The sequence below is a fragment of the Sphingobacterium spiritivorum genome, from assembly GCF_016724845.1.
GTDB lineage: Bacteria > Bacteroidota > Bacteroidia > Sphingobacteriales > Sphingobacteriaceae > Sphingobacterium > Sphingobacterium spiritivorum_A.
The window spans coordinates 160,219-180,287 of the sequence record NZ_CP068082.1 but is presented as its reverse complement, the minus strand read 5'-3'; the positions used below and the strand labels follow the sequence as shown (position 1 = coordinate 180,287).

Sequence of the window (20,069 nt, the reverse complement as noted above, 5' to 3'; positions counted from 1 at the left end):
GGACTATTATCCTATCTTACGAAAGAACAGTTGAATTTTGCTCCCAGACTGTACCATATACCTGGCATAGGAACGGCTCCGGCTTGTATATATGTGACATTAAAAATATTCTGTACATCTGCATAAAGACTGATTTTGTTCAGGCTGTAGGCTAACTTAAGATCCGACAGAAAATAGGATTTATAAGAAATACGTTCGTAAAAGCGATTGGATGTTGTCAATGACCATTCTCTGTGTTGTACTGTCAGATTAGCAATAGCCTGATGACGCAGACTTTCGATTGCGTATTTTGAATCTGTACCCGGTTCTTCCTTTTTGATTGAAGGGCGGAGGTAGTTGTATCCGATGTTAATGAAATACTTCATTATATCCTGATCATTTCCAATCTGATAGCGTAATGAGGTGTTCAAACCATTGACCTTATTGGTGCCGATATTGAAGGGTTGATAAGGTACGGTGCTGACTTCTCTTGTCCAGTCAATAAAATCGGCTATAGAGCGATAAAAATATCCTCCCTGAATAATAAGGTTATTGTTGATGTACTTTACTCCGGTCTCTACCTGATAGGCATTCTCCGACGTCAGGTCAGGGTTTCCTATATTTCCGGGTTGTTTCAGATATAAATCTGTAAATGAAGGTATACGCTGGCTACTTCCTGCATTTAATACCAGCTTCCATCTGCTGTCCAGATCATAGCCCAGGTCGATTCCCGGAAAGACCTGCCATCCATAGTCCGAATTGTAATTGACATAGGTACCTACGTTGATCATCAGATTTTGTATTGCTTCTGTCTTGAATTCTGCATAAGCACCTTGATTCTCTCTCTTATGTGTTCCTATATTAGAGCTGTTGATCCGTTCCCAGCGGGATTCTATTCCTAATCCGAAATCTCCGAATGAAGTCTGATAAACTCCGTTCAGTTCGGCTGTAAGGGCATTGTTAAAATGTTTACTTCGGGCTTTTGAAAAATCCTGACGATAATACCGGTAGTCATCTTCATTGTAACGGTTACTTATACGGGGGGAAACAGAGAGTTTATCTGTAAGTTGATGCCTTGAAGATAGCGTTGCAAATGCTGTTTTTACACGTTCCTGAGATTCTTTATCTCCAGGTGCGGCATAGAATCCGTTTGCCCCAAATTTGTTGTCAATATAACCTGCAGACCAGTTGATATGATCAGCATCTCCGGGATTATATTCACCCTGATAATACAGTTTGTTATTTTCGGATGCTGTATTGTAGCGTTGTCCGTTTGATTTCTGATAATTGTAGAAGAAAAGATGATTGTGTTTTTCCTGGTGCCAGGCTCCTCCGATTTGTGTGCCTGCTCCATAGTATTTTTCTGATGTCTTCTCTTCATTCTCTTTAAAAGAGCTACCAGTATATACATGTGCCGAAATAAAACTTTCCTTGGGTTTCTTCGTGACGATATTGATTGCACCTGTCAGACTGTTGATACCATATATTCTGGATGCCGGACCGCGAATGATTTCAATACGATCTATGGCATCTAAAGGAATTGGCAGATTGAGGGCATGATGAGCAGTCTGCGGATCAGCCATTTTGACACCATTGACCAGTACCAGTGTTTGCTCAAAACTACCGCCGTCAATACTGATATCTGCTTGTGAGCCGAAAGGTCCCCGCTGACGTATATCTACACCGTTGACTGACTGCAGGATTTCATTTAAAGAATTTCCCGGTAATCTTTTTATTTCCTCACTGGTTACAATCTGGATATTTCGGCTTTGCTTGGCAAAAGGGATCTGAAGTCTGTTTTCACTGATAATAATCTCGTTTAGTTTGGTTGTATCCTGACGAGTTTCAATCTCCTGAGTATTTAATGAGGCTTTTTGTCCGTATACAGCTATAGTACTGCCTAAAGACAGGAGTATCAGTATTGATTTTCGCATAATCATGTTAAAAATTTTGCCAAAGCTATAAAATTTAACAATGATCTGATACATTCCGGTATTTAAATATCCAAATGACAGAAATGTTATTTTGATCAAGGCCATTCTTCCCGGCCCATGGGTATCTGAGGGGATTGAGAAGGAATAATGCTCTCCGGTTCTGAATCTTTATTTTTTAATTTCCGAAGATCGGGTTGTCCGGCTTCTATCCAGGCAGAATACCATAGGCTGCCAATCCTGTAGATGGCTTTTCGCATACGTATTTCAACCATTCCGTTAAGTGCTTCATGATAGGCTTTTGCATAAGCATCTGAATAGGTGAGAATCAACACATTATTGCGGGTGAGATAAGTTTTTTTGTGTGAGGCCGGGAAGCGAAGCGAAAGCTCTTTTTCAATACGGAGTACTGTATCGGCAAGTGGAGCACTTTCATATACAATAGCCCAACCGAGAGCTGCGGGATCGGTGATGAATTGTGCTTTTCCTGTTGTCAGCTTGTATTGTGGGGCAAACATTTCAGGCAACCGGCTTTCCCAAAAAGCATGAATCCCTATCTGGTCAGTATACTGACCATTATAGTTTTTGGTGGTATGTAGCGGTACATGTGCATCCGCTACATAATGTCCTAAATCTGCGGAGTGCCGGATAATTTTTGTTTTGTCGCGGGCTATAAAGGCTTTGACAAGTTTTTGATAGGTGATATAGATCTGCCAGGGAACTATACCATTGGACAATAACCGTTTTTGTTCGATTTTTTCTTTAGCTCTGGACCAATGTACAGGTAGTGTATCTAATGTATTCGTGTCGTATGCATCGAGATCAATAAAGTGTCGCGGAGATTCTGCGGAATCAATATAACAGCGTTTGTCGGCATCTACGGCTTTTTCCGTAATCTGATCTATATTTTGTTTATAAAATACGGCTAGTTCAGTGGGCAATGTAAATACGGCATTCCTGTTGATAAGCTTATGTGCATAAAATCCCCATGAGCTGCAAAGCAGACAGATCAATAGACCAGGGAGCATCAGGTATATTTTCTTCATATGACATAATTTAGGACTTCTAATGTACGTATTATATTAATGAAACAGGGGTTTTTGCGTTAAATGTTAGTTGAGCAGACTGTAACTTAATAATTAATTAACGTTAAATTTTCGGTATTAATTTGTATTTTGCAAACTATATAAGGACACTATATGAAAGTACTTTATGCCGTCCAGGGAACTGGAAATGGACATTTATGCCGGGCTATGGACATTGTTCCGTGCTTACGCAAAACAGCAGATGTTGATGTACTTGTAAGTGGTATTCAGGCGGATATCAATCTTCCGTTTGAGGTGAAGTATAAGCTTCACGGCTTAAGTTTTATCTTCGGCAAATCAGGAGGCGTGGATTTATGGAAAACGTTCATGAGTTCTACAGTAAGAAAGTTTACGCAGGAGATTAAATCTTTGCCAATCGAAAATTATGATTTGATTATCAATGATTTTGAACCTATTTCGGCCTGGGCATGCTACTCTAAAGATAAGCCGTGTATAGGGCTGAGCCATCAGATCGGTGCACTGGATGCATCAAGTCCTAAACCGGAAGAAAAGGATATGCTGGGTAAATTCATTATGAAAAATTATGCTCCAAGTTCCAAATCTTACGGATTTCACTTCAAGTCTTATAATGACCACATTTTTACCCCTGTCATCCGGCAGTCTATACGTAATATTGAGCCGGAAGATCATGGTCATTATACGGTATACCTGCCTTCGTATGATGATGCTCATTTATTGAAGCATTTGAGTAAATTTCCGGATATACGCTGGGAGGTTTTCAGCAAACATAATAGTAAGCCTTTCCGGATGCGTAATGTATATATACAGCCCATCAATAGTGAAGAATTCGTGAAAAGTATGTCTACTGCGTCCGGTGTCCTTTGCGGAGCCGGATTTGAAACTCCTGCAGAAGCCCTTTTTCTAAATAAAAAATTATTGGTCATTCCTATGAAAAATCAATATGAACAGCATCTGAATGCTGCGGCATTGGAAGAGATGGGGGTACCGGTGATCAGCAGTCTTAAGCAAAAAAATGAATACGCTATAGAAGCCTGGTTGAACAGCCGTAATAAGGTTGAAGTTCATTATCCGGATTATACGCAGGAAATTGTCGATAACATCTTAAACAAATACAAATAAAAAAATGAGAAAAGTTTTAGCAGTTGGTTTTCTTACTGCACTAACATTGTGTGCCGGAGCTCAGGTGAAGAAAAAAGGCACAACCCCCGCTAAAAAGGGAACATCTACCTCACGTCCCGCACAGCAGGGGATTGTTTTGAAAAATTCCGGAGACTCTCTTTCCTATGCTTTAGGCTTTGATATCGGGTCGTCTGTCAAACCTATGGAGTTACCTCTTAACATTGAGTTGATGAAAAAAGGTCTGGAAGAAGCACTGAAAGGTAGCAACGGTAAATTTACGAAAGAGCAAAATGTAGAAATCATCAGTAATGGTATTCAAAAAGCATCTGATGCGAAGAATGCTGTAGCGTTAAAAGCTGAAAATGAATTTTTTGCTAAAAATAAGACCAAACCAGGTGTTATCACTACTCCTGAAGGCTTACAGTATGAAATTATCACAAAGACGGAAGGTCCGAAACCGACAAGTGAGGACGAGATTGTCGCACATTATAAAGGTACATTGCTGGACGGCAAAACCTTTGACAGCTCTTATGATCGTGGTACTCCGCTGACATTAAATCTACTTAGTGTAATTGAAGGCTGGAAATTGGGTATTCCCCTGATGTCTGTAGGTTCTAAGTACCGTTTCTACATTCCTTCTAAATTGGGCTATGGACCAAACGGTTCGGGGCCAATTCCGGGAAACAGTACTTTAATTTTTGATATTGAATTATTAGAAATCAAAAAAGGAGAATTGAAGTCGTTACCGGTGGCTGACATGGAAGATGATAAAAAATAAATTAGGAAAATCAGATCTACAGGTTTCTGCGATCGGATTCGGTTGCATGTCTATCCGCAAGAGTCTGACATTTTCGGGAGTGGATCTGATTATGCAGGCCTATGAAGGAGGTGTCAACTACTTTGATACGGCAGATTTGTATGATCACGGATGGAATGAAGAGTTCGTCGGAAAGGCGGTCTCTTCCTTTCGTCAGGATATTTTGCTGGCAACCAAAGTCGGTAATCATTGGCGTGCAGACGGAAGTGGCTGGGACTGGAAAGCATCCAAACCGTATATAATCAAGACGGTAGAAACTTCTCTCTCCCGACTTAACACGGACTATATTGATCTGTATCAGCTTCACGGTGGAACTATAGAGGATCCCATAGATGAAATTATTGAGGCTTTCGAACAATTAGTGGCTGAAGGTAAAATCCGGTACTACGGATTGTCCAGTATCCGCCCCAATGTGATACATGAATATGCTGAAAGATCTAATATCACTAGTGTGATGATGCAGTATAATCTTCTGGATCATCGACCTGAAGAGACCGTACTGGATGAGCTTTTGAAAAAAAATATCAGTGTAGTAACCCGGGGTACGATAGCTAAGGGGGTGCTGATAAATAAGACGGCAGAAGCCTATCTGCAATTTACTGCGGGAGAGGTGCAACATGCAGCCAGACATATTGCAAAAATTGCAGAAGAAAAACAGGTGTCACCCTTAAGTATCGCTATGGGTTATGTATTGCAACACCCTGCTGTAGCTTCTGCTATTATGGGGATTCGTACTAAAGCGCAGTTGAATGAGATTCTGGAGGCATCTGAGGATTTGGATAGTCTGTCTGTTCAAGACTGGACTCGTCTGCGTCAGGAAATACGTCCGTTTTTATATTCGGAGCATCGTTAGTTATCTTCTGAAAATCTGGCACTTATCTTTATTTCTGTTTTTAATGTTTTAATTTATTAGGATTCTCTATTTATTATCTTCATTTTTAAGATAATTACTAACCTACTTTTATGAAAAGAGTATTTGTTTTTGCGCTAACCATTTGTCTGGCAGGACAAACCTATGCACAGAAAAGAACCCGGGATTTTTTGCTTATCTCTCCTTCAGAGAAAGTTGAAACGAGTCTGTATAATACTATTGAAGTTATTGATAACCGGGATTTTAAAGAAAATCTGGGTATTATTCAAGTTGGTCTACTTAATTCTAAAGCGCAGGTCATACCCGAAATTCCTTTGGAGAAACAAATTCAGCAACAATTGGGTTTTCTTGTATCGGGCGAAAAGAGTGACGGGGCACTTACACTCGTAATACAGAAATTTGCTGTAGCCGAATTGACGGGTGCTTTCTCTGAATCAGGTTTTTTTGATTTGAGAGCCAGTTTATTCGTGAAGAATAAGGATGAATCTTATCAAAGACTGGCTACAATTGATACTGCTCATATTAATAAGGGGATGGATGTAACTAAGGGGTTGCTCCGTCATGCCAGTTATATTGTAAGCCATTTTCTGAAAGATAATTTAGGAAAATCGCCTACAGATACCATCCGATATACTCAATCACAGGTTTTGGATTTTGAAAATATAGAAAAGTCTAAGGTGACTCTTTACAGTAATGGAATTGTAAATGATGGGGTGTATTATGATTATTTACATTTTAGAGATCAGCTACCCCAAGCAAATGTGTCTCTCCTCAATAATGATTTAACGAAGGGGTTTTATTCTCCGGATTCTAATGGAAAACTGAAGCGCCTGAAAGCCAATAAGTGTTATGCTGTTGTTGTTGACGGATTGGCTTATATTTCAAGTGAAGGCACATTCTATCCGCTTTATAAGAATGATAAGGACTATTTTTTTAACGGACTAAGCAGGACGACAGCTTCTGCCAGCAATGTAATTGCTGCTTCTGTTTTATTTGGTGCATTGGGCGCGGCTCTCGCTGCTAATAATACAGAACAATATGTTACTAAAATTGACTTTTACAACGGTAGTTTTATCAAGGTGTCAAAATTATAGTTGATTTGCTAGAAGTCTGGGCAACGTGTATTAACGCTATAAAAAAAGGATAAGATAGATTTACCTGAAGTACGTCTGCATAATATGCTCCAGATCTTCCGGTGTATCTACAGCAATGGTCTCATGTGTAGTGACAGCAGTCTGAATCCGGTATCCGTTTTCTACCCAGCGAAGTTGTTCCAGTGATTCCGCCTTCTCAAGAATAGAAACAGGAAGTTTAGTCAGTTCCTGCAGGATATTTGCCCTGTAACCGTATATGCCTATATGTTTATAAAATTGATGCGAAGTCAGCCAGTTTTTCTGTTCGGTATTGCGGATAAACGGAATGGTCTGGCGACTGAAATATATAGCTTCACCACTTACACTCCGCACTACCTTTGGTATATTGACATTCAACAGTTCGGCTTCCGTATGAATTTCTTTAACGAGTGTTGCGATCTGTGTATGCTCATTTTTAAAACAAGAAATCAGTAACTCGATCTGCAGGGGATTGATAAAAGGTTCATCTCCCTGAATATTGACAGCAATATCAAATCCGGAAACCTTGGATATGACTTCTGCACAACGATCTGTACCTGATTCATGTGTCTCTGAAGTCAGAACTACATTGCCAGCAAAACTACGTACATGCTCCTCAATGCGTGTGTCATCTGTAGCGACTACGACTTCGTGTAAGCCGGGAGTTTGTTTCACTTGTTCATATACACGTTGAATCATTGATTTTCCTGCAATATCGACCAGCGGTTTTCCCGGAAACCGGGAGGATGCATAACGTGCAGGGATTATTCCAATAGTTTTCATAAATGTATAGTGTATTTAAAAGATCTGGAAGTGATTCCATTTTATTTTTGTCACTTCCAGATCTCAATTGTTTAGCTTTTAAAAAAGTCCAAATAGTTCTGCTTCTATTTTTTGGATAATGAAACCCAGATCTTCCGGATTGCTGGTAAAGTCCAGATTGTCCTTGTCGAGTACCATCACTTTACCATCTTTATAATTATTGATCCATTTGTCATATTTGTCGTTTAGCTTAGACAAATAGTCCAGACGGATTGCGGATTCATAGTCACGGCCTCTTCTTTGAATATTATTGACCAGAGTAGGTACAGATGCTTTCAGATAGATCAGCAAATCCGGAGGTTTGATGTAATGAATGATGCTCTGAAAAATATTGCTGTAATTTTCAAAGTCCCGCTCACTCATCAGCCCCATATCAAATAAATTTTCAGCAAAGATATAGGCGTCTTCGTATATGGTACGATCCTGTATCATATCTATACCTTTCTCCTGCAGCTGTACAATATGTCTGAATCTGCTGTTCAGGAAAAAGATCTGCAGATTAAATGCCCAACGTTTCATATCTGCATAGAAATCTTCCAGATAAGGGTTGTTATCTACCGCTTCAAACTGAGGTTCGTATTTGAAATGATTTGCTAAAAGCTGAGTCAGGGTTGTTTTACCTGCTCCTATATTTCCGACAATAGCAATATGCATGTTATTTTTCCTAATTCTTCTTAATAAAACTTTTTAAATCCAATAATCTCACGTACTTCTTTTATCGTTTTACGTGCAGATTCGCCGGCTTTGTCAGCCCCTAATTTAACCACTTTGGAGATGTAATCATTATCAGCAGAGATCTCTTCTATTCGTGAGCGTACATCTTCTGTTGCGATGATCATATCTTCCGCGAGTTGCTTTTTGAAGTCGCCATAGCGAATTTCACATTTATTGTACAGGTCATCAAAATGCTGAACTGTAGAGGCCGGAGATACGACTTTCATCAGATCGAAGAGATTCTGTATAGGTTCAGGTTTTACCTGGTTCATTTCTGTTGGTCCGCCATCAGATACGGCACGCATTAATTTTTTACGAATAGCATCAGGTGTATCTGACAGGTATATGCAATTGGCATCTCCGTTGGATTTGCCCATTTTCCCCTGTCCGTCCAGTCCCGGTACTTTTATCAGTTTATCGGAGTACGAAAAAGCAAATGCTTCCTTGAAATAATCTACCTCATAGAGTCTGTTAAAACGATTACCAAAGGTGCGTGTCATTTCCAGGTGCTGTTCCTGATCCTTTCCTACAGGTACCTTCGTTCCATGGTGAATCAGAATATCTGAAGCCATCAATACGGGATAGGTCAGCAAACCTGCATTTACATTGTTCGGATCAGCTCTGACTTTATCTTTGAAAGAAGCAGCACGTTCGAGTTCACCCATATAGGCATTCATGTTCATATACAGATATAATTCTGCCACCTCTGGTACATCGGACTGGATGTAGATAGTTGATTTTTCAGGATCGATTCCCGCTGCTAAATATTCTACAACAACCTGTCTCACTGTTTGTTGAAGACTATGTGGAGTAGGGTGAGTCGTTAAAGAGTGTAGATCGGCAATAAAAAAGAAACAATTATACTCGTTTTGCATTTTTACAAAATTGCTTAATGCACCGTAGTAGTTTCCTAAGTGTAATTTTCCGGTACTTCTGATACCGCTAACAACAGTTTCCATATTGATGCGAATTTAGCGATTTTTATTTTGATTTACGTTGTATTTCGTGTCAGGGGTAGAGAATTGTATACTGCTCTTATGCTATAAGCTTATTTGGATCTGTTTGACCGGAGAAACAAAAAAGGAGAGCTAAATGCTCTCCTTCAGGGGTGTTGTTAAAAAGTTGGGTCAGGCGGGGTATTTGTATTATTATCTCTTTCCTGAAACGGATAAGGGAAGAAATTGCGTTTACGATCGGCTGTAGGTTGATTAAAACGTCTCATATCTTCTATTTTCAATCCGGAAGCGTAGAGTTCTATACAACGGTGTTTATATATAAGATTTAATACCTGTTGTTGCGTCAAGGTTCCGCTTAGTGCCGGTAATGCGGCTCCCAATCCATATTGTGTCTCTGATTCAGGTGTTTTAGTGATGACTTTATTTAATTCTGTCACCGCATCATCTGTATTATTCTGACGTGCCAGTACTTCCGCCTTTATCAGGATCATTTCACCTGGAAGGTAGATCGGGAATGGACTGGTTGTAGCTGTGGCAAATCCTCTCATTCTGATTGTTGCAGGTGAACCATCAAATTTTGTGTAAAATGTAACGCGCTTATCTGCTGCATCCGGGATATTTGCACCTGTCAGACCCAGATTGATGTTTTGAGGCTGAAATACATTATTGGAAGATATAATGGTAAACAGAATATTTGGAGATATAGCATCAAATTTAAAAAAGGAGGGCTTTGTCAGATCTACCAGATTCGCTTCAGTATAAGCAAGCGTGTAGTTTTCTGAAAACAATGCATATCTGGCTTTTAATGCGTGGATGGTATTGATAATATTCACATCCACCGGAACATTATTCAAAAATTCGGTAGATATAGCATTTGCAGCAATAATATTAAGCGCATTATCCAGTAAATTGATCGCTTTCGTAAAAGCTGCTTTTCTGTCTATAAATGAGACATTTTTACCTGTTCCATCCGGTACACTTTCCCAGTACTGTGCCATATTTCCAATAGCAAGAGCTTTAAAAATACTGGTATAAGCAATAAGACCTGCAGCGTATTTTTTGTCTCCCAATCTGTCCGCATTCTGCAAGACCAGGTCTGCATCATAGACGATTTTGTTGGAACTGGTCCATAGGTTAGCCAGAATTGTATTTGTACCATCCACTGCGTTGCCTCCGGTGCTAAGTTGTAATTCCGGGATATTGCCTGCATTTAGTAACTGAAATTCATTGGTTACAAATCCATTCGCCGCTACTGAGTTGAAGAGCACACCAGTGCGTCCCAATGTATACACTCTTTGCAGGCCTATTGCGACGGACGTAAGTCCCTGTGAAGTGCCAAGGGCTGTCTCATTACTGGCTCTGGATGGATCCATATATTCTTTGGAACAGGAGGTAGCCAGCAATACAAAGCTGAGGCCTATACCAAAGAACTGACGTGAAGTTATATTTTTAAGTTTTTTCATGATCTTTTTCGTTAAAATAAATTAGAATTTGGTCAATAAGCCTATGCTAAATGTACGTGGAATAGGTACTGCTCCGAAGTCAATGTTTCGCAGAATAGTGGATTGTCCTCCGGCATTCAGTTCAGGATCATATCCTTTATAATTATCCCATGAGATCAGATTTCGTCCGCTGACATTGATGGTCAGATCTTTAAAGTATTTTACTCTTCCCACATTATAGCTTAGTGATACTTCTCTTAATTTGACGAATGATCCGTTGTCAATACGCCATTCTTCGATAGCGTATACTCCGGAAACATAACCACGTGGTAACTCGCCTTTTTGTTCCTGCTCAGCTACTTTACCATTTCCTACACCTTGACGGGTCCTCCAGTCTGCATTCCATACGTCTCCTCCTCTTACAGCATCAAGTTGTACATGAAGGCTTAATTTTTTATAACTGATATCATTGACGAAAGAAAAGGTGTAATCCGGATTTGGATTACCCAGCACTTTACGTAGTGTAGTGCCTGTAGGCATTCCGTTTGCATCACGCTGTGGTGTAAATGTAGTTGCAGAATTTTGAATACCACGTTCGATCATCGGGATACCTGCTGCATTAGTCAATAAACTACCGTCCGGATTGCGGGCGAAGAATGTTCCGTAGAATACCCCAATAGGTTGTCCGTTGATAATGGATACCGGAGCTCCGGAATTGGTGCTGAATAATCTGAGACCGCCTACATCCAACGCTTCATTTCTATTCCGGCTATAGATAAAGGAACTATTCCAGTTCCATTTTTCACCTTTTACAGGTGTTCCGTTCAAAACGACTTCTATCCCTTTATTACGGAGTGAACCGATGTTGTCAAGTAAATTGGAAAATCCTACAGATGGAGCAATGACGCTGGCTAGTAAAAGATCGTCTACTTTCTTGTTGTACCAGTTGAATTGCAGACCTAAGCGATTTTTGAAAAAGGAGAGATCTGTACCCAATTCCAGTTCACGCTGACGTTCAGGTTTAACGTTTTCATTTGCCAGTGTTGCACTGGAGAATAAAGAAGCTCTGCCCAGGAAGGACTGCGTCTCGTAAGCATTGAATCTTGCATAAGCACCGATCCCTGTCAGGTTGCCGGATTCGCCGTATGCTCCGCGTATTTTGAAGGTATCCCACCAAGATGAAACGCCTAATTTTTTCCAGTATTCAGTAGAAGATAATACATAACTTACACTACCTTTCAGGTACTTCTGCGTACGGAAATCTTTTCCAAATACGGACGACTGATCAATCCGTAAGGCGCCGGTTACAAAGAGGTGATCTCTGTATTTAAAATTTTGCTGAATATATCCACCACTGACAGACAATTCTGTACGTCCATCCACTCCAGGCAGGGGAGTCGAAGCTGCATTGACAGTTTCGATGAGCGGAGCAAGTCCCCGGCCACTGATCAGTGCATATTTACTCTTTTCATATTGATAGGAGTAGCCCACCTGCGTTGTGGATGATAGAATATCTGATATTTTGGCTTCATATGTGGCATTCAATTCGTTGTTAAACTGAAAAGCATTATTATTAGCCGTACTTGCATATCCATTTAGTGTTCCGTCAAGTGAAGCGCCGCCACCAAAGAAGTCCGGGTTTACATTATATGCAAACGGTGGAATATAAGTAGTCCCATTCTGAGCCGAATTGTCAACCCCCATTGTGAAATCCAAAGTCAGATTTTTTACTGGAGTCAGTTTCAGGTTGGCATTCGCAATTATACGATCTGTTTCTTGTCTTTGCTTGATATCTTCAATAACTGAAACAGGATTGACTCGCCCGCGTTCACCGACAGCCATTAAATTGCCATTCTCATTACGTGCAAATATATCATGGAAATTGCCGAGGATTGTCACGGAGTTCATAGGTGAGAAGAAGGAGTTTCCATCCGGTTTTTCATTTGCAGAACTCTTTACATAATTCAATCCGGCACTAAATTTAGCCCAATCATTCAGTTTCTGGTCTAAATTTGTTCTGAAATTATATCTTCTGAAATTCGTGTTTTTGATAATTCCCTGATTGGAGAAGTATCCGGCAGAAGTATAATATTTTGTGTTGTCATTTCCACCTGAAATAGAAAGGGTATTATCAGTTCCTGTGGAAGAACGAAAGATGTAATCCTGATAATTGTAGCGTTGAACAGGAGTGGTCGTCGTTTGTAAAGGGGTAGCAATTACATCCTGTGTAAATACATTTGGTGAACCTCCGAATTTCACAGGCGATTCATTTACTTCTACCTGTTTACGTAAGTGACCTAAGGTCAGACTGGTTCCGAAATTAATTTGCGGAGCTCCGCTAACGCCTTTTTTGGTGAAAATCTGGATGACACCGGCATTGGCTCTGGATCCGTATATAGCAGCGGCTGCAGCACCATTTAATACTTCGATACGCTCTATATCTGCCGGATTGATATCTACCATTCTGTTTTGTCCGATACTACCTACAAAGTTACCTCCGTCATAGTTGGCAGAAGTATTTGTCACTCTTGTCGTATTATTACTAACAATGACACCATCGATGATGTAAAGGGGTTCAGAAGAAGAATTGACAGAACTGATTCCGCGTAATCTTACACTGATTCCTCCTGCCGGGTCTCCGGAGTTCTGACTAATCTGCGCACCGGCTGTCTTACCTTGTAAGGAAGCCAGTACATTTCCACTTGGAGCTTTATTCAGATCATCGCCCTTTACTGAGCTTACATAGCTACCCAATTGTTTTCGGGTCGTTCCTTGTGAAGTACCCGTTACGATGACTTCATCCAGTCCAACGGCATCCGACTGTAACTGAACAGGTATATTTGTTGAAGTGCCGACTGTTTGTTCCTGTCTGACATAGCCGATATGTGAAAATATTAATACATCCCCTTGCTTTGCTTTGACGGAATAATCCCCTTGTTGATTCGTGAGGGTCGCTTCTTTTGTGTTTTTTACACTGACAGATACTCCGGCTACCGGAGTACCGCCTGACGTAACTTTTCCTGAGACAGTTATTTGCTGCGCTATAGCCTGAGCCAGAAGCAGAAACGTACTTAGTAGAAGTAATGCTGATTTCTTCATAATCGAATGTGTTAAAATTGTTAGTTCGTTTTAAAACACGCAAAGTAGCGCATTTTTGTTGTTTAATGTAAATTTGGTTAATTATACTTGATTTTAGAAATAAAAATTTGTTTTTGGGTGTAATTATTTGTTTTGTATCTGTAAAAGTCTGGTTTTTAAGTAATTAATTTTTTATTTAGCGGAAGTTGTTTATTCTTATTTTGTTTTCTATACTCTTCCATAAAATTTAAAATCAGCTCATTTTTTAATATAATTATTTGTTTTACAGGTTTTTGTGTTTATTTCTGGTGTTTTATTCGAAAAAAAGAAAATGTGCAACTTATTTCGGTATTATTTATGAATATCGAAATAAATTGCACTTTATGGGTTAAGAAATATGTAATTGGAATATGCTTTTTCTGAATAAGGATTATTCAGAACGGAGGTTAAAAGCGTAGTTTGCGCATCTGCAACTGCAGCGTATCGAATAATACAAATTCGTTGTGAAGAGTAGGTAATCCTGTTATTAATTTTAATGCTTCCTGTGCCATCATACAACCGATAATACCCGGAAGTGTACCTATGACTCCATTTTCATCACAATTAGGGACATCTTCTTCAGGAGGAGGTACGGGAAACAGATCTCTCAGGTTTTTAGAGCCATTGTGATTAAATACAGCGAGTTGTCCCTGAAAATTCAATACGCTTCCAAAAATAAGGGGCTTTCCAAGTGATACACAGGTATCATTACTAAGATAACGTGTGGCAAAATTATCGCTGCCATCAATAATCAAATCATATGCTTCAAAAATTTCAGAAGCATTTGAAGAATCTAATTTTAGGTTATGCTCGATAAACTGAATTTCTGAGTTATGTAACTGTAGTCTGAGGATAGCTGTTGTTACTTTATCTTTTTTGAGATCACTTTCCGTAAAAAGAATCTGGCGGTGCAGATTGTCTTTTTCAATCCGGTCGAAATCAATAATCCCGATGGTACCTACTCCGGCACCTGTCAGGTAGGAGAGTATAGGTGATCCTAAGCCTCCTGATCCGATTACCAGTACCCGGGCATTTCGTATTTTTTCCTGGCCCTCTATTCCGATTTCCGGAAGCATAATATGTTTCTTGTAACGTAGTATTTCTTCTCTGGGGAGCATTTGAGAATGTTTAAAAGTAGTATAATCTGTTTAAGTTATCTGAGCAAATGGTATTATGAAAATACAGCATCCCAATCCTTCCATACAGCTTCATAACCTTTGGATCTGATAAGCTGTTCTATATCTGACACAGGTCTTTCATCCGATATTTCAAACTGTTCCAGAGATTGCGGATCGACTGTATATCCTCCGGGATTTGTTTTAGACTCAGCGCTCATAGTCGTGACTCCCAGAGGAATAATGTGATTTCGGAAGTTTTCACTTTCTCTTGTGGAAATAGAAATTTCGAGATCTTCATTCCACAGGCGGTATGCACATATCAACTGTAAAAGATCCCGGTCATCCATATGAAAATTGGGCTCATCGATACCGGATGCAGGGCGCAAACGCGGAAACGATACCGAATACCTGGTTTGCCAATATGTTTTTTGCAGGTAATCAATATGGAGGGCGTTAAAAAAACTGTCTACACGCCAGTCTTCCAGACCTAACAAGACGCCAAGCCCTATTTTATGTATACCTGCCTGACCGATTCTGTCCGGAGTATCCAGCCTGAAATCAAAATTGGATTTTTTGCCTTTCGGGTGGTAGGTTTTGTAAACTTCTTTATGATATGTTTCCTGATATACAAGTACAGCATATACTCCTGCCTGCTGCAGGAGTTGATACTCCTGTAATGTAAGAGGTTGGACTTCAATGGAAATGTTAGAAAAATAAGATCTGATCTTATCCATCGCATTCAGAAAGTAAAGTAAATTGACAGTATAATTGGCTTCGCCGGTAACCAGCAAAACATGGTCAAACCCTTTATTTTTGAGAAACAAGACTTCACGTATCAGTTCTTCATCATTAAGCGTTTTTCTTCTAATCTTGTTGTCCATGCTGAATCCGCAGTAGGTACAGATATTGTTGCATTCGTTGCTAAGGTAGAGTGGTGCGTACAATTGGATGGTTTTTCCAAATCTCTTTTTTGTAAGATAGTGGCACTGTGCAGCCATTTCCTCCAGAAAGGGAGCCGCTGCAGGAGAAAGGAGAGTTAAGAAGTCCTGCAGGTTTCTTTTGGATTTGGCTAATACTTGCTTTACCTGTTGTTCAGAGACTACATAAATCTTTTTCTTAATCGTATCCCAGTCGTATTGATCGAATATATCTTTAAATTGGGTTTTCATGGTTTTATATTAGGTCTGTTGTAGAAAGGAGGTGAAGGGGCTTGATGCATAGCTTTGCTGGGTCACGGGTGGAAGTTTGGCCAGATAAGCTATTCTTCCGGCCTCTACTGCAAGTTTGAAGGCATAGGCCATGGCCATAGGGTCATCAGCTGCGGCAATTGCTGTATTCACGAGCACTGCATCGGCGCCCAGTTCCATTGCTTTGGCTGCATCAGAGGGAGAGCCTATACCTGCATCTATAATTACCGGTACGGAGCTTTGCTCGATGATGATTTCCAGGAAATCAATAGTCCGGAGTCCCTTATTGCTGCCGATTGGTGATCCCAAAGGCATGACAGTCTGTGTGCCTACATCTTCCAGCCGTTTGCAAAGTACGGGATCGGCATGTATATAAGGCATGACAATGAATCCCAGTTGCACCAGTTCTTCGGCAGCTTTGAGTGTTTCTATAGGATCAGGTAACAGATATTTGGGATCCGGATGAATTTCCAGTTTTATCCAGTTGGTTTCTAAGGCTTCACGGGCTAGTTGTGCTGCTAATACGGCTTCTTTTGCCGTTCGTGCTCCTGAGGTATTGGGTAATAAGTGGATATGAGGATGCTGTAAATGACGGATAAGGTGATCCTGTTCGTCATTGGTATTGATACGTTTCAGTGCAACAGTTACTAATTCGCTTTCGGAGGCTAACACAGCCTTTTCCAGTAATTCTCCCGAACCGAATTTTCCGGTTCCAACAAATAAACGAGACTGAAAGCTGCGGTTGGCAATAGTAAGATTATCCATAAAATTCATGATTGATATGTTGAATGATTGATTGCGTGCTGACGGAGTGAGTCAGCAGGGAAGAGACTGCAACACCGTAGATGCCGATATGCTGCAGTTGAAGAATATCCTCCTGTTTTATACCTCCGATAGCATAGATAGGAGGGTGATGCTGATCTTCCTTTTGTATCTCCTGTATAATGTTTTGATATCCTTCATAGCCAAGAACCGGACTTAGGTTCTGTTTGGAAGAGGTAAATCTTAAAGGACCAAGACCTATGTAGTCACAGTTTTCAGCAATGCGCTGACGTACGTCTTCTGCTGTATTGGCTGTGCCGCCGATAATTTTATCAGAACCCAAGAAATTTCGGGCTTGTTGTACAGAAAGGTCTTTCAGCCCCAAATGAACACCATCACTATTGACCTTGTAGGCTATGGAGACATGGTCATTGATAATATAAGTAAAATCGAATTGTTTTTTTAATTCGGTAACCTGAAAAGCAAGATCTATCAATGCGGTTTTGGGCGCATTCTTCCAGCGAAGCTGTATCCAGTTGCCTTTATTCTCCAAGACTTTTCTGATGTTATTGAGCTGTTCATTTACCGTATTTCCGGTGGAAATATATTGTAATCTACTGTACATATGATGTCGTTTGAGAAATAGAAAAGCATTTATCTGCAGCAAACAGAGGATCAGAATGTTGCCAGATATAACCACACAGAGCAACGTCATCGTATCCCAAAGCTTTTAATTCAGATATATTGTATTCTGTGATTCCTCCTAAAGCAATCATTTTGCTGTTTAAGTTGCTTCTGTGCTGTATATTGTGGATTTTGAATTCTGCTGTTGCCTGATATCCTTCTTTTGAAATACTGGGATATACCGGACTGATAAAAGCATAAGCGATATCTGCATCCAGGCTGTTGAACTCATCTACATGATGTGTAGATACGGACAGAATCAGATCTGTGTCTGGTATGCTTATTTCTTTTTTCTTATCTGTGGAGATATGTATTCGTCTTATACCTGCCTTTAACGCAGTTTCTTTATGATAATGTAATACAATGAACGGATAGAGATGTTTATCTATATCTTCCAGTATATGGGCTATATCATCTTTTGCGGCCGACGGCAAACGAAGATGATATAGCAGTGCATCAGACCATGGAATGGCGTGTATGAGTTCGATATGCTGCGGAGTGATGGTATCCGGTGATATTATAATCATATTTTTTCAGAGATAAAGTTGTTTGCCGTTATCGATAAATTCCTGTGATTTCTCCAGCAGTCCCTGTTCTGTCGCTTCCCGGATTTCCTGTGTAATTTTCATGGAGCAGAATTTAGGTCCGCACATTGAGCAGAAATGAGCGACTTTAGCTCCGTCTGCGGGAAGTGTTTCATCATGAAATTCTCTTGCGGTATCCGGATCAAGAGAAAGATTGAACTGATCTTCCCAGCGAAATTCAAAACGCGCCTTACTCAGTGCGTTATCTCTGTACTGTGCTCCCGGATGGCCTTTTGCCAGATCGGCAGCATGCGCAGCGAGTTTGTAGGTAATGACTCCGTCTTTGACGTCTTTTTTATTCGGCAGTCCCAGATGTTCCTTGGGCGTCACATAACATAGCATAGCACAGCCAAACCATCCTATCATCGCTGCCCCGATAGCGGATGTGATATGATCATATCCCGGTGCGATATCTGTTGTAAGCGGTCCAAGCGTGTAGAAAGGTGCTTCGTGGCATTCCTGTAGTTGCTTGTCCATGTTTTCTTTGATAAGGTGCATAGGGACATGTCCCGGACCTTCGATCATAACCTGTACATCATGTTTCCAGGCGATATGTGTTAGTTCACCAAGGGTTTCGAGTTCGGCAAACTGTGCTGCATCATTGGCGTCAGCTATTGCACCCGGACGTAATCCATCGCCAAGCGAGAAAGCTACATCATAGGCTTTCATAATTTCGCAGATCTCCTCAAAATGGGTGTATAAAAAATTTTCCTTATGATGGAAAAGACACCACTTAGCCATAATTGACCCGCCACGTGATACGATTCCGGTGATCCGTCTGGCAGTGAGGTGTATGTAGCGGAGCAGTACACCGGCATGTATGGTAAAGTAAGATACACCTTGTTCAGCCTGTTCGATAAGCGTATCTCTGAAAATTTCCCATGTAAGGTTTTCGGCTACACCATTTACTTTTTCCAGGGCCTGATAGATCGGCACAGTACCAATAGGTACAGGTGAATTGCGTATGATCCATTCCCGTGTTTCATGAATATTCTGTCCCGTTGACAGATCCATTATTGTATCTGCTCCCCACCGGCATGCCCATACTGCTTTTTCCACTTCTTCTTCGATACTGGAGGTGACTACGCTGTTGCCTATATTGGCATTAATCTTAACCAAAAAATTGCGCCCGATGATCATAGGTTCACTTTCGGGATGATTGATATTATTGGGTATAATGGCTCTGCCCGCTGCAATCTCGTCACGGACAAATTCGGGTGTAATCTTTCCTACAGGTGTATTCGCTCCGAATGAATATCCCTTGTGTTGATGCTCCATACCTGCTGTAGCCTGTTGTAACTGTTCGATTTTTTGATTTTCACGAATGGCTACATATTCCATTTCGGCTGTGATTATTCCTTTACGGGCATAATGCAGCTGCGTTACATTTTTGTTGCTTATAGCTTTTTTTGGCTGATGAGCGTATTCAAAGCGCAGTGAATCGAGTTTAGGATCTTGTTTTCTGCGGATACCGTACTCTGAGCTTATTCCGGACAGTATTTCTACATCCTGTCTGTCCAGTATCCATTGTTCACGTATACGGGGTAAGCCTTTGCGTACGTCTATCACTGCATTTACATCGGTATATGGACCCGAAGTGTCGTAAATGGTAATCGGAGGATTGTGCTGTACACCTCCGTTAGAAAGTTTGGTATCACTTAAGTTTATACGGCGCATAGCTACCTTTACAGGATGGAGATGGCCTTCTACAAATACCTTTTCAGAATTTGGAAAGGGAGTGGCTGAGATGCTGTGTTGATCTTTCATATTTTATGGAATGATACGGT

General features: G+C 40.5%; 17 protein-coding genes. 4 read left to right on the top strand and 13 right to left on the bottom strand.

What is annotated here, in order from left to right; translation table 11 throughout:
- Positions 1 to 11 precede the first annotated feature (11 nt).
- Complete coding sequence (locus I6J03_RS00850) at positions 12 to 1,913, bottom strand: TonB-dependent receptor plug domain-containing protein (RefSeq protein WP_157600440.1); 1,902 nt, start codon at positions 1,911 to 1,913, stop codon at positions 12 to 14.
- A gap of 95 nt (positions 1,914 to 2,008) precedes the next feature.
- On the bottom strand, positions 2,009 to 2,956 hold the full coding sequence (locus I6J03_RS00845; protein ID WP_201694076.1) for a zinc dependent phospholipase C family protein: 948 nt from the start codon (positions 2,954 to 2,956) through the stop codon (positions 2,009 to 2,011).
- Positions 2,957 to 3,109: 153 nt separating this feature from the next.
- Between I6J03_RS00845 and I6J03_RS00840 the strand changes: the two genes are divergently transcribed.
- The 4 genes from I6J03_RS00840 to I6J03_RS00825 all read left to right on the top strand — a co-directional run bounded on the left by I6J03_RS00840 (position 3,110) and on the right by I6J03_RS00825 (position 6,878).
- Complete coding sequence (locus I6J03_RS00840) at positions 3,110 to 4,096, top strand: glycosyltransferase family protein (protein WP_201694075.1); 987 nt, start codon at positions 3,110 to 3,112, stop codon at positions 4,094 to 4,096.
- A gap of 4 nt (positions 4,097 to 4,100) precedes the next feature.
- Positions 4,101 to 4,874 carry an FKBP-type peptidyl-prolyl cis-trans isomerase gene (locus I6J03_RS00835; RefSeq protein ID WP_003007377.1) on the top strand — a complete coding sequence of 258 codons (774 nt, stop codon included), beginning with the start codon at positions 4,101 to 4,103 and terminating at the stop codon, positions 4,872 to 4,874.
- On the top strand, positions 4,861 to 5,766 hold the full coding sequence (locus I6J03_RS00830; RefSeq protein WP_201694074.1) for an aldo/keto reductase: 906 nt from the start codon (positions 4,861 to 4,863) through the stop codon (positions 5,764 to 5,766). The genes I6J03_RS00835 and I6J03_RS00830 overlap by 14 nt, the downstream gene beginning before the upstream one ends.
- 110 nt (positions 5,767 to 5,876) lie before the next feature.
- Positions 5,877 to 6,878, top strand: a complete 1,002-nt coding sequence (locus tag I6J03_RS00825) for a hypothetical protein (RefSeq protein WP_201694073.1) — start codon at positions 5,877 to 5,879, stop codon at positions 6,876 to 6,878.
- A 60-nt stretch (positions 6,879 to 6,938) separates the two neighbouring features.
- Here I6J03_RS00825 and kdsB read toward each other — a convergent pair whose 3' ends face one another.
- From kdsB to thiC, 11 genes are all read right to left on the bottom strand, one after another.
- Positions 6,939 to 7,679 carry a 3-deoxy-manno-octulosonate cytidylyltransferase gene (kdsB, locus tag I6J03_RS00820; RefSeq protein WP_003007365.1) on the bottom strand — a complete coding sequence of 247 codons (741 nt, stop codon included), beginning with the start codon at positions 7,677 to 7,679 and terminating at the stop codon, positions 6,939 to 6,941.
- A 78-nt stretch (positions 7,680 to 7,757) separates the two neighbouring features.
- Positions 7,758 to 8,372 carry a deoxynucleoside kinase gene (locus I6J03_RS00815; protein ID WP_003007361.1) on the bottom strand — a complete coding sequence of 205 codons (615 nt, stop codon included), beginning with the start codon at positions 8,370 to 8,372 and terminating at the stop codon, positions 7,758 to 7,760.
- A gap of 20 nt (positions 8,373 to 8,392) precedes the next feature.
- The gene (trpS, locus tag I6J03_RS00810) at positions 8,393 to 9,391 is read right to left on the bottom strand and encodes a tryptophan--tRNA ligase (protein WP_003007359.1); all 999 of its coding nucleotides are present in this window, start codon (positions 9,389 to 9,391) and stop codon (positions 8,393 to 8,395) included.
- Between the two features lie 155 nt (positions 9,392 to 9,546).
- Positions 9,547 to 10,851: a RagB/SusD family nutrient uptake outer membrane protein gene (locus tag I6J03_RS00805; protein WP_003007355.1), complete on the bottom strand. Its 1,305-nt coding sequence runs from the start codon at positions 10,849 to 10,851 to the stop codon at positions 9,547 to 9,549.
- Positions 10,852 to 10,872: 21 nt separating this feature from the next.
- The gene (locus tag I6J03_RS00800) at positions 10,873 to 13,929 is read right to left on the bottom strand and encodes a SusC/RagA family TonB-linked outer membrane protein (RefSeq protein WP_003007351.1); all 3,057 of its coding nucleotides are present in this window, start codon (positions 13,927 to 13,929) and stop codon (positions 10,873 to 10,875) included.
- A 425-nt stretch (positions 13,930 to 14,354) separates the two neighbouring features.
- Positions 14,355 to 15,065 (bottom strand): HesA/MoeB/ThiF family protein, encoded by a 711-nt coding sequence (locus tag I6J03_RS00795; RefSeq protein ID WP_003007347.1) that lies wholly within the window; start codon positions 15,063 to 15,065, stop codon positions 14,355 to 14,357.
- Between the two features lie 53 nt (positions 15,066 to 15,118).
- Entirely contained in the window at positions 15,119 to 16,234 is a 1,116-nt protein-coding gene (thiH, locus tag I6J03_RS00790; protein ID WP_003007344.1) for a 2-iminoacetate synthase ThiH, read from the bottom strand.
- 9 nt (positions 16,235 to 16,243) lie between these two features.
- Positions 16,244 to 17,026, bottom strand: a complete 783-nt coding sequence (locus tag I6J03_RS00785; protein WP_003007341.1) for a thiazole synthase — start codon at positions 17,024 to 17,026, stop codon at positions 16,244 to 16,246.
- Positions 17,010 to 17,639 (bottom strand): thiamine phosphate synthase, encoded by a 630-nt coding sequence (locus I6J03_RS00780; RefSeq protein WP_003007338.1) that lies wholly within the window; start codon positions 17,637 to 17,639, stop codon positions 17,010 to 17,012. Before I6J03_RS00780 ends, I6J03_RS00785 begins: the two co-directional genes overlap by 17 nt.
- A complete protein-coding gene (locus tag I6J03_RS00775) occupies positions 17,629 to 18,225 on the bottom strand; it encodes a thiamine phosphate synthase (protein WP_003007334.1) in 597 nt (198 codons plus the stop codon). The genes I6J03_RS00780 and I6J03_RS00775 overlap by 11 nt, the downstream gene beginning before the upstream one ends.
- A 6-nt stretch (positions 18,226 to 18,231) precedes the next feature.
- Positions 18,232 to 20,049, bottom strand: coding sequence for a phosphomethylpyrimidine synthase ThiC (thiC, locus tag I6J03_RS00770; protein WP_003007330.1), 1,818 nt, complete (start codon positions 20,047 to 20,049; stop codon positions 18,232 to 18,234).
- Positions 20,050 to 20,069 lie beyond the last annotated feature (20 nt).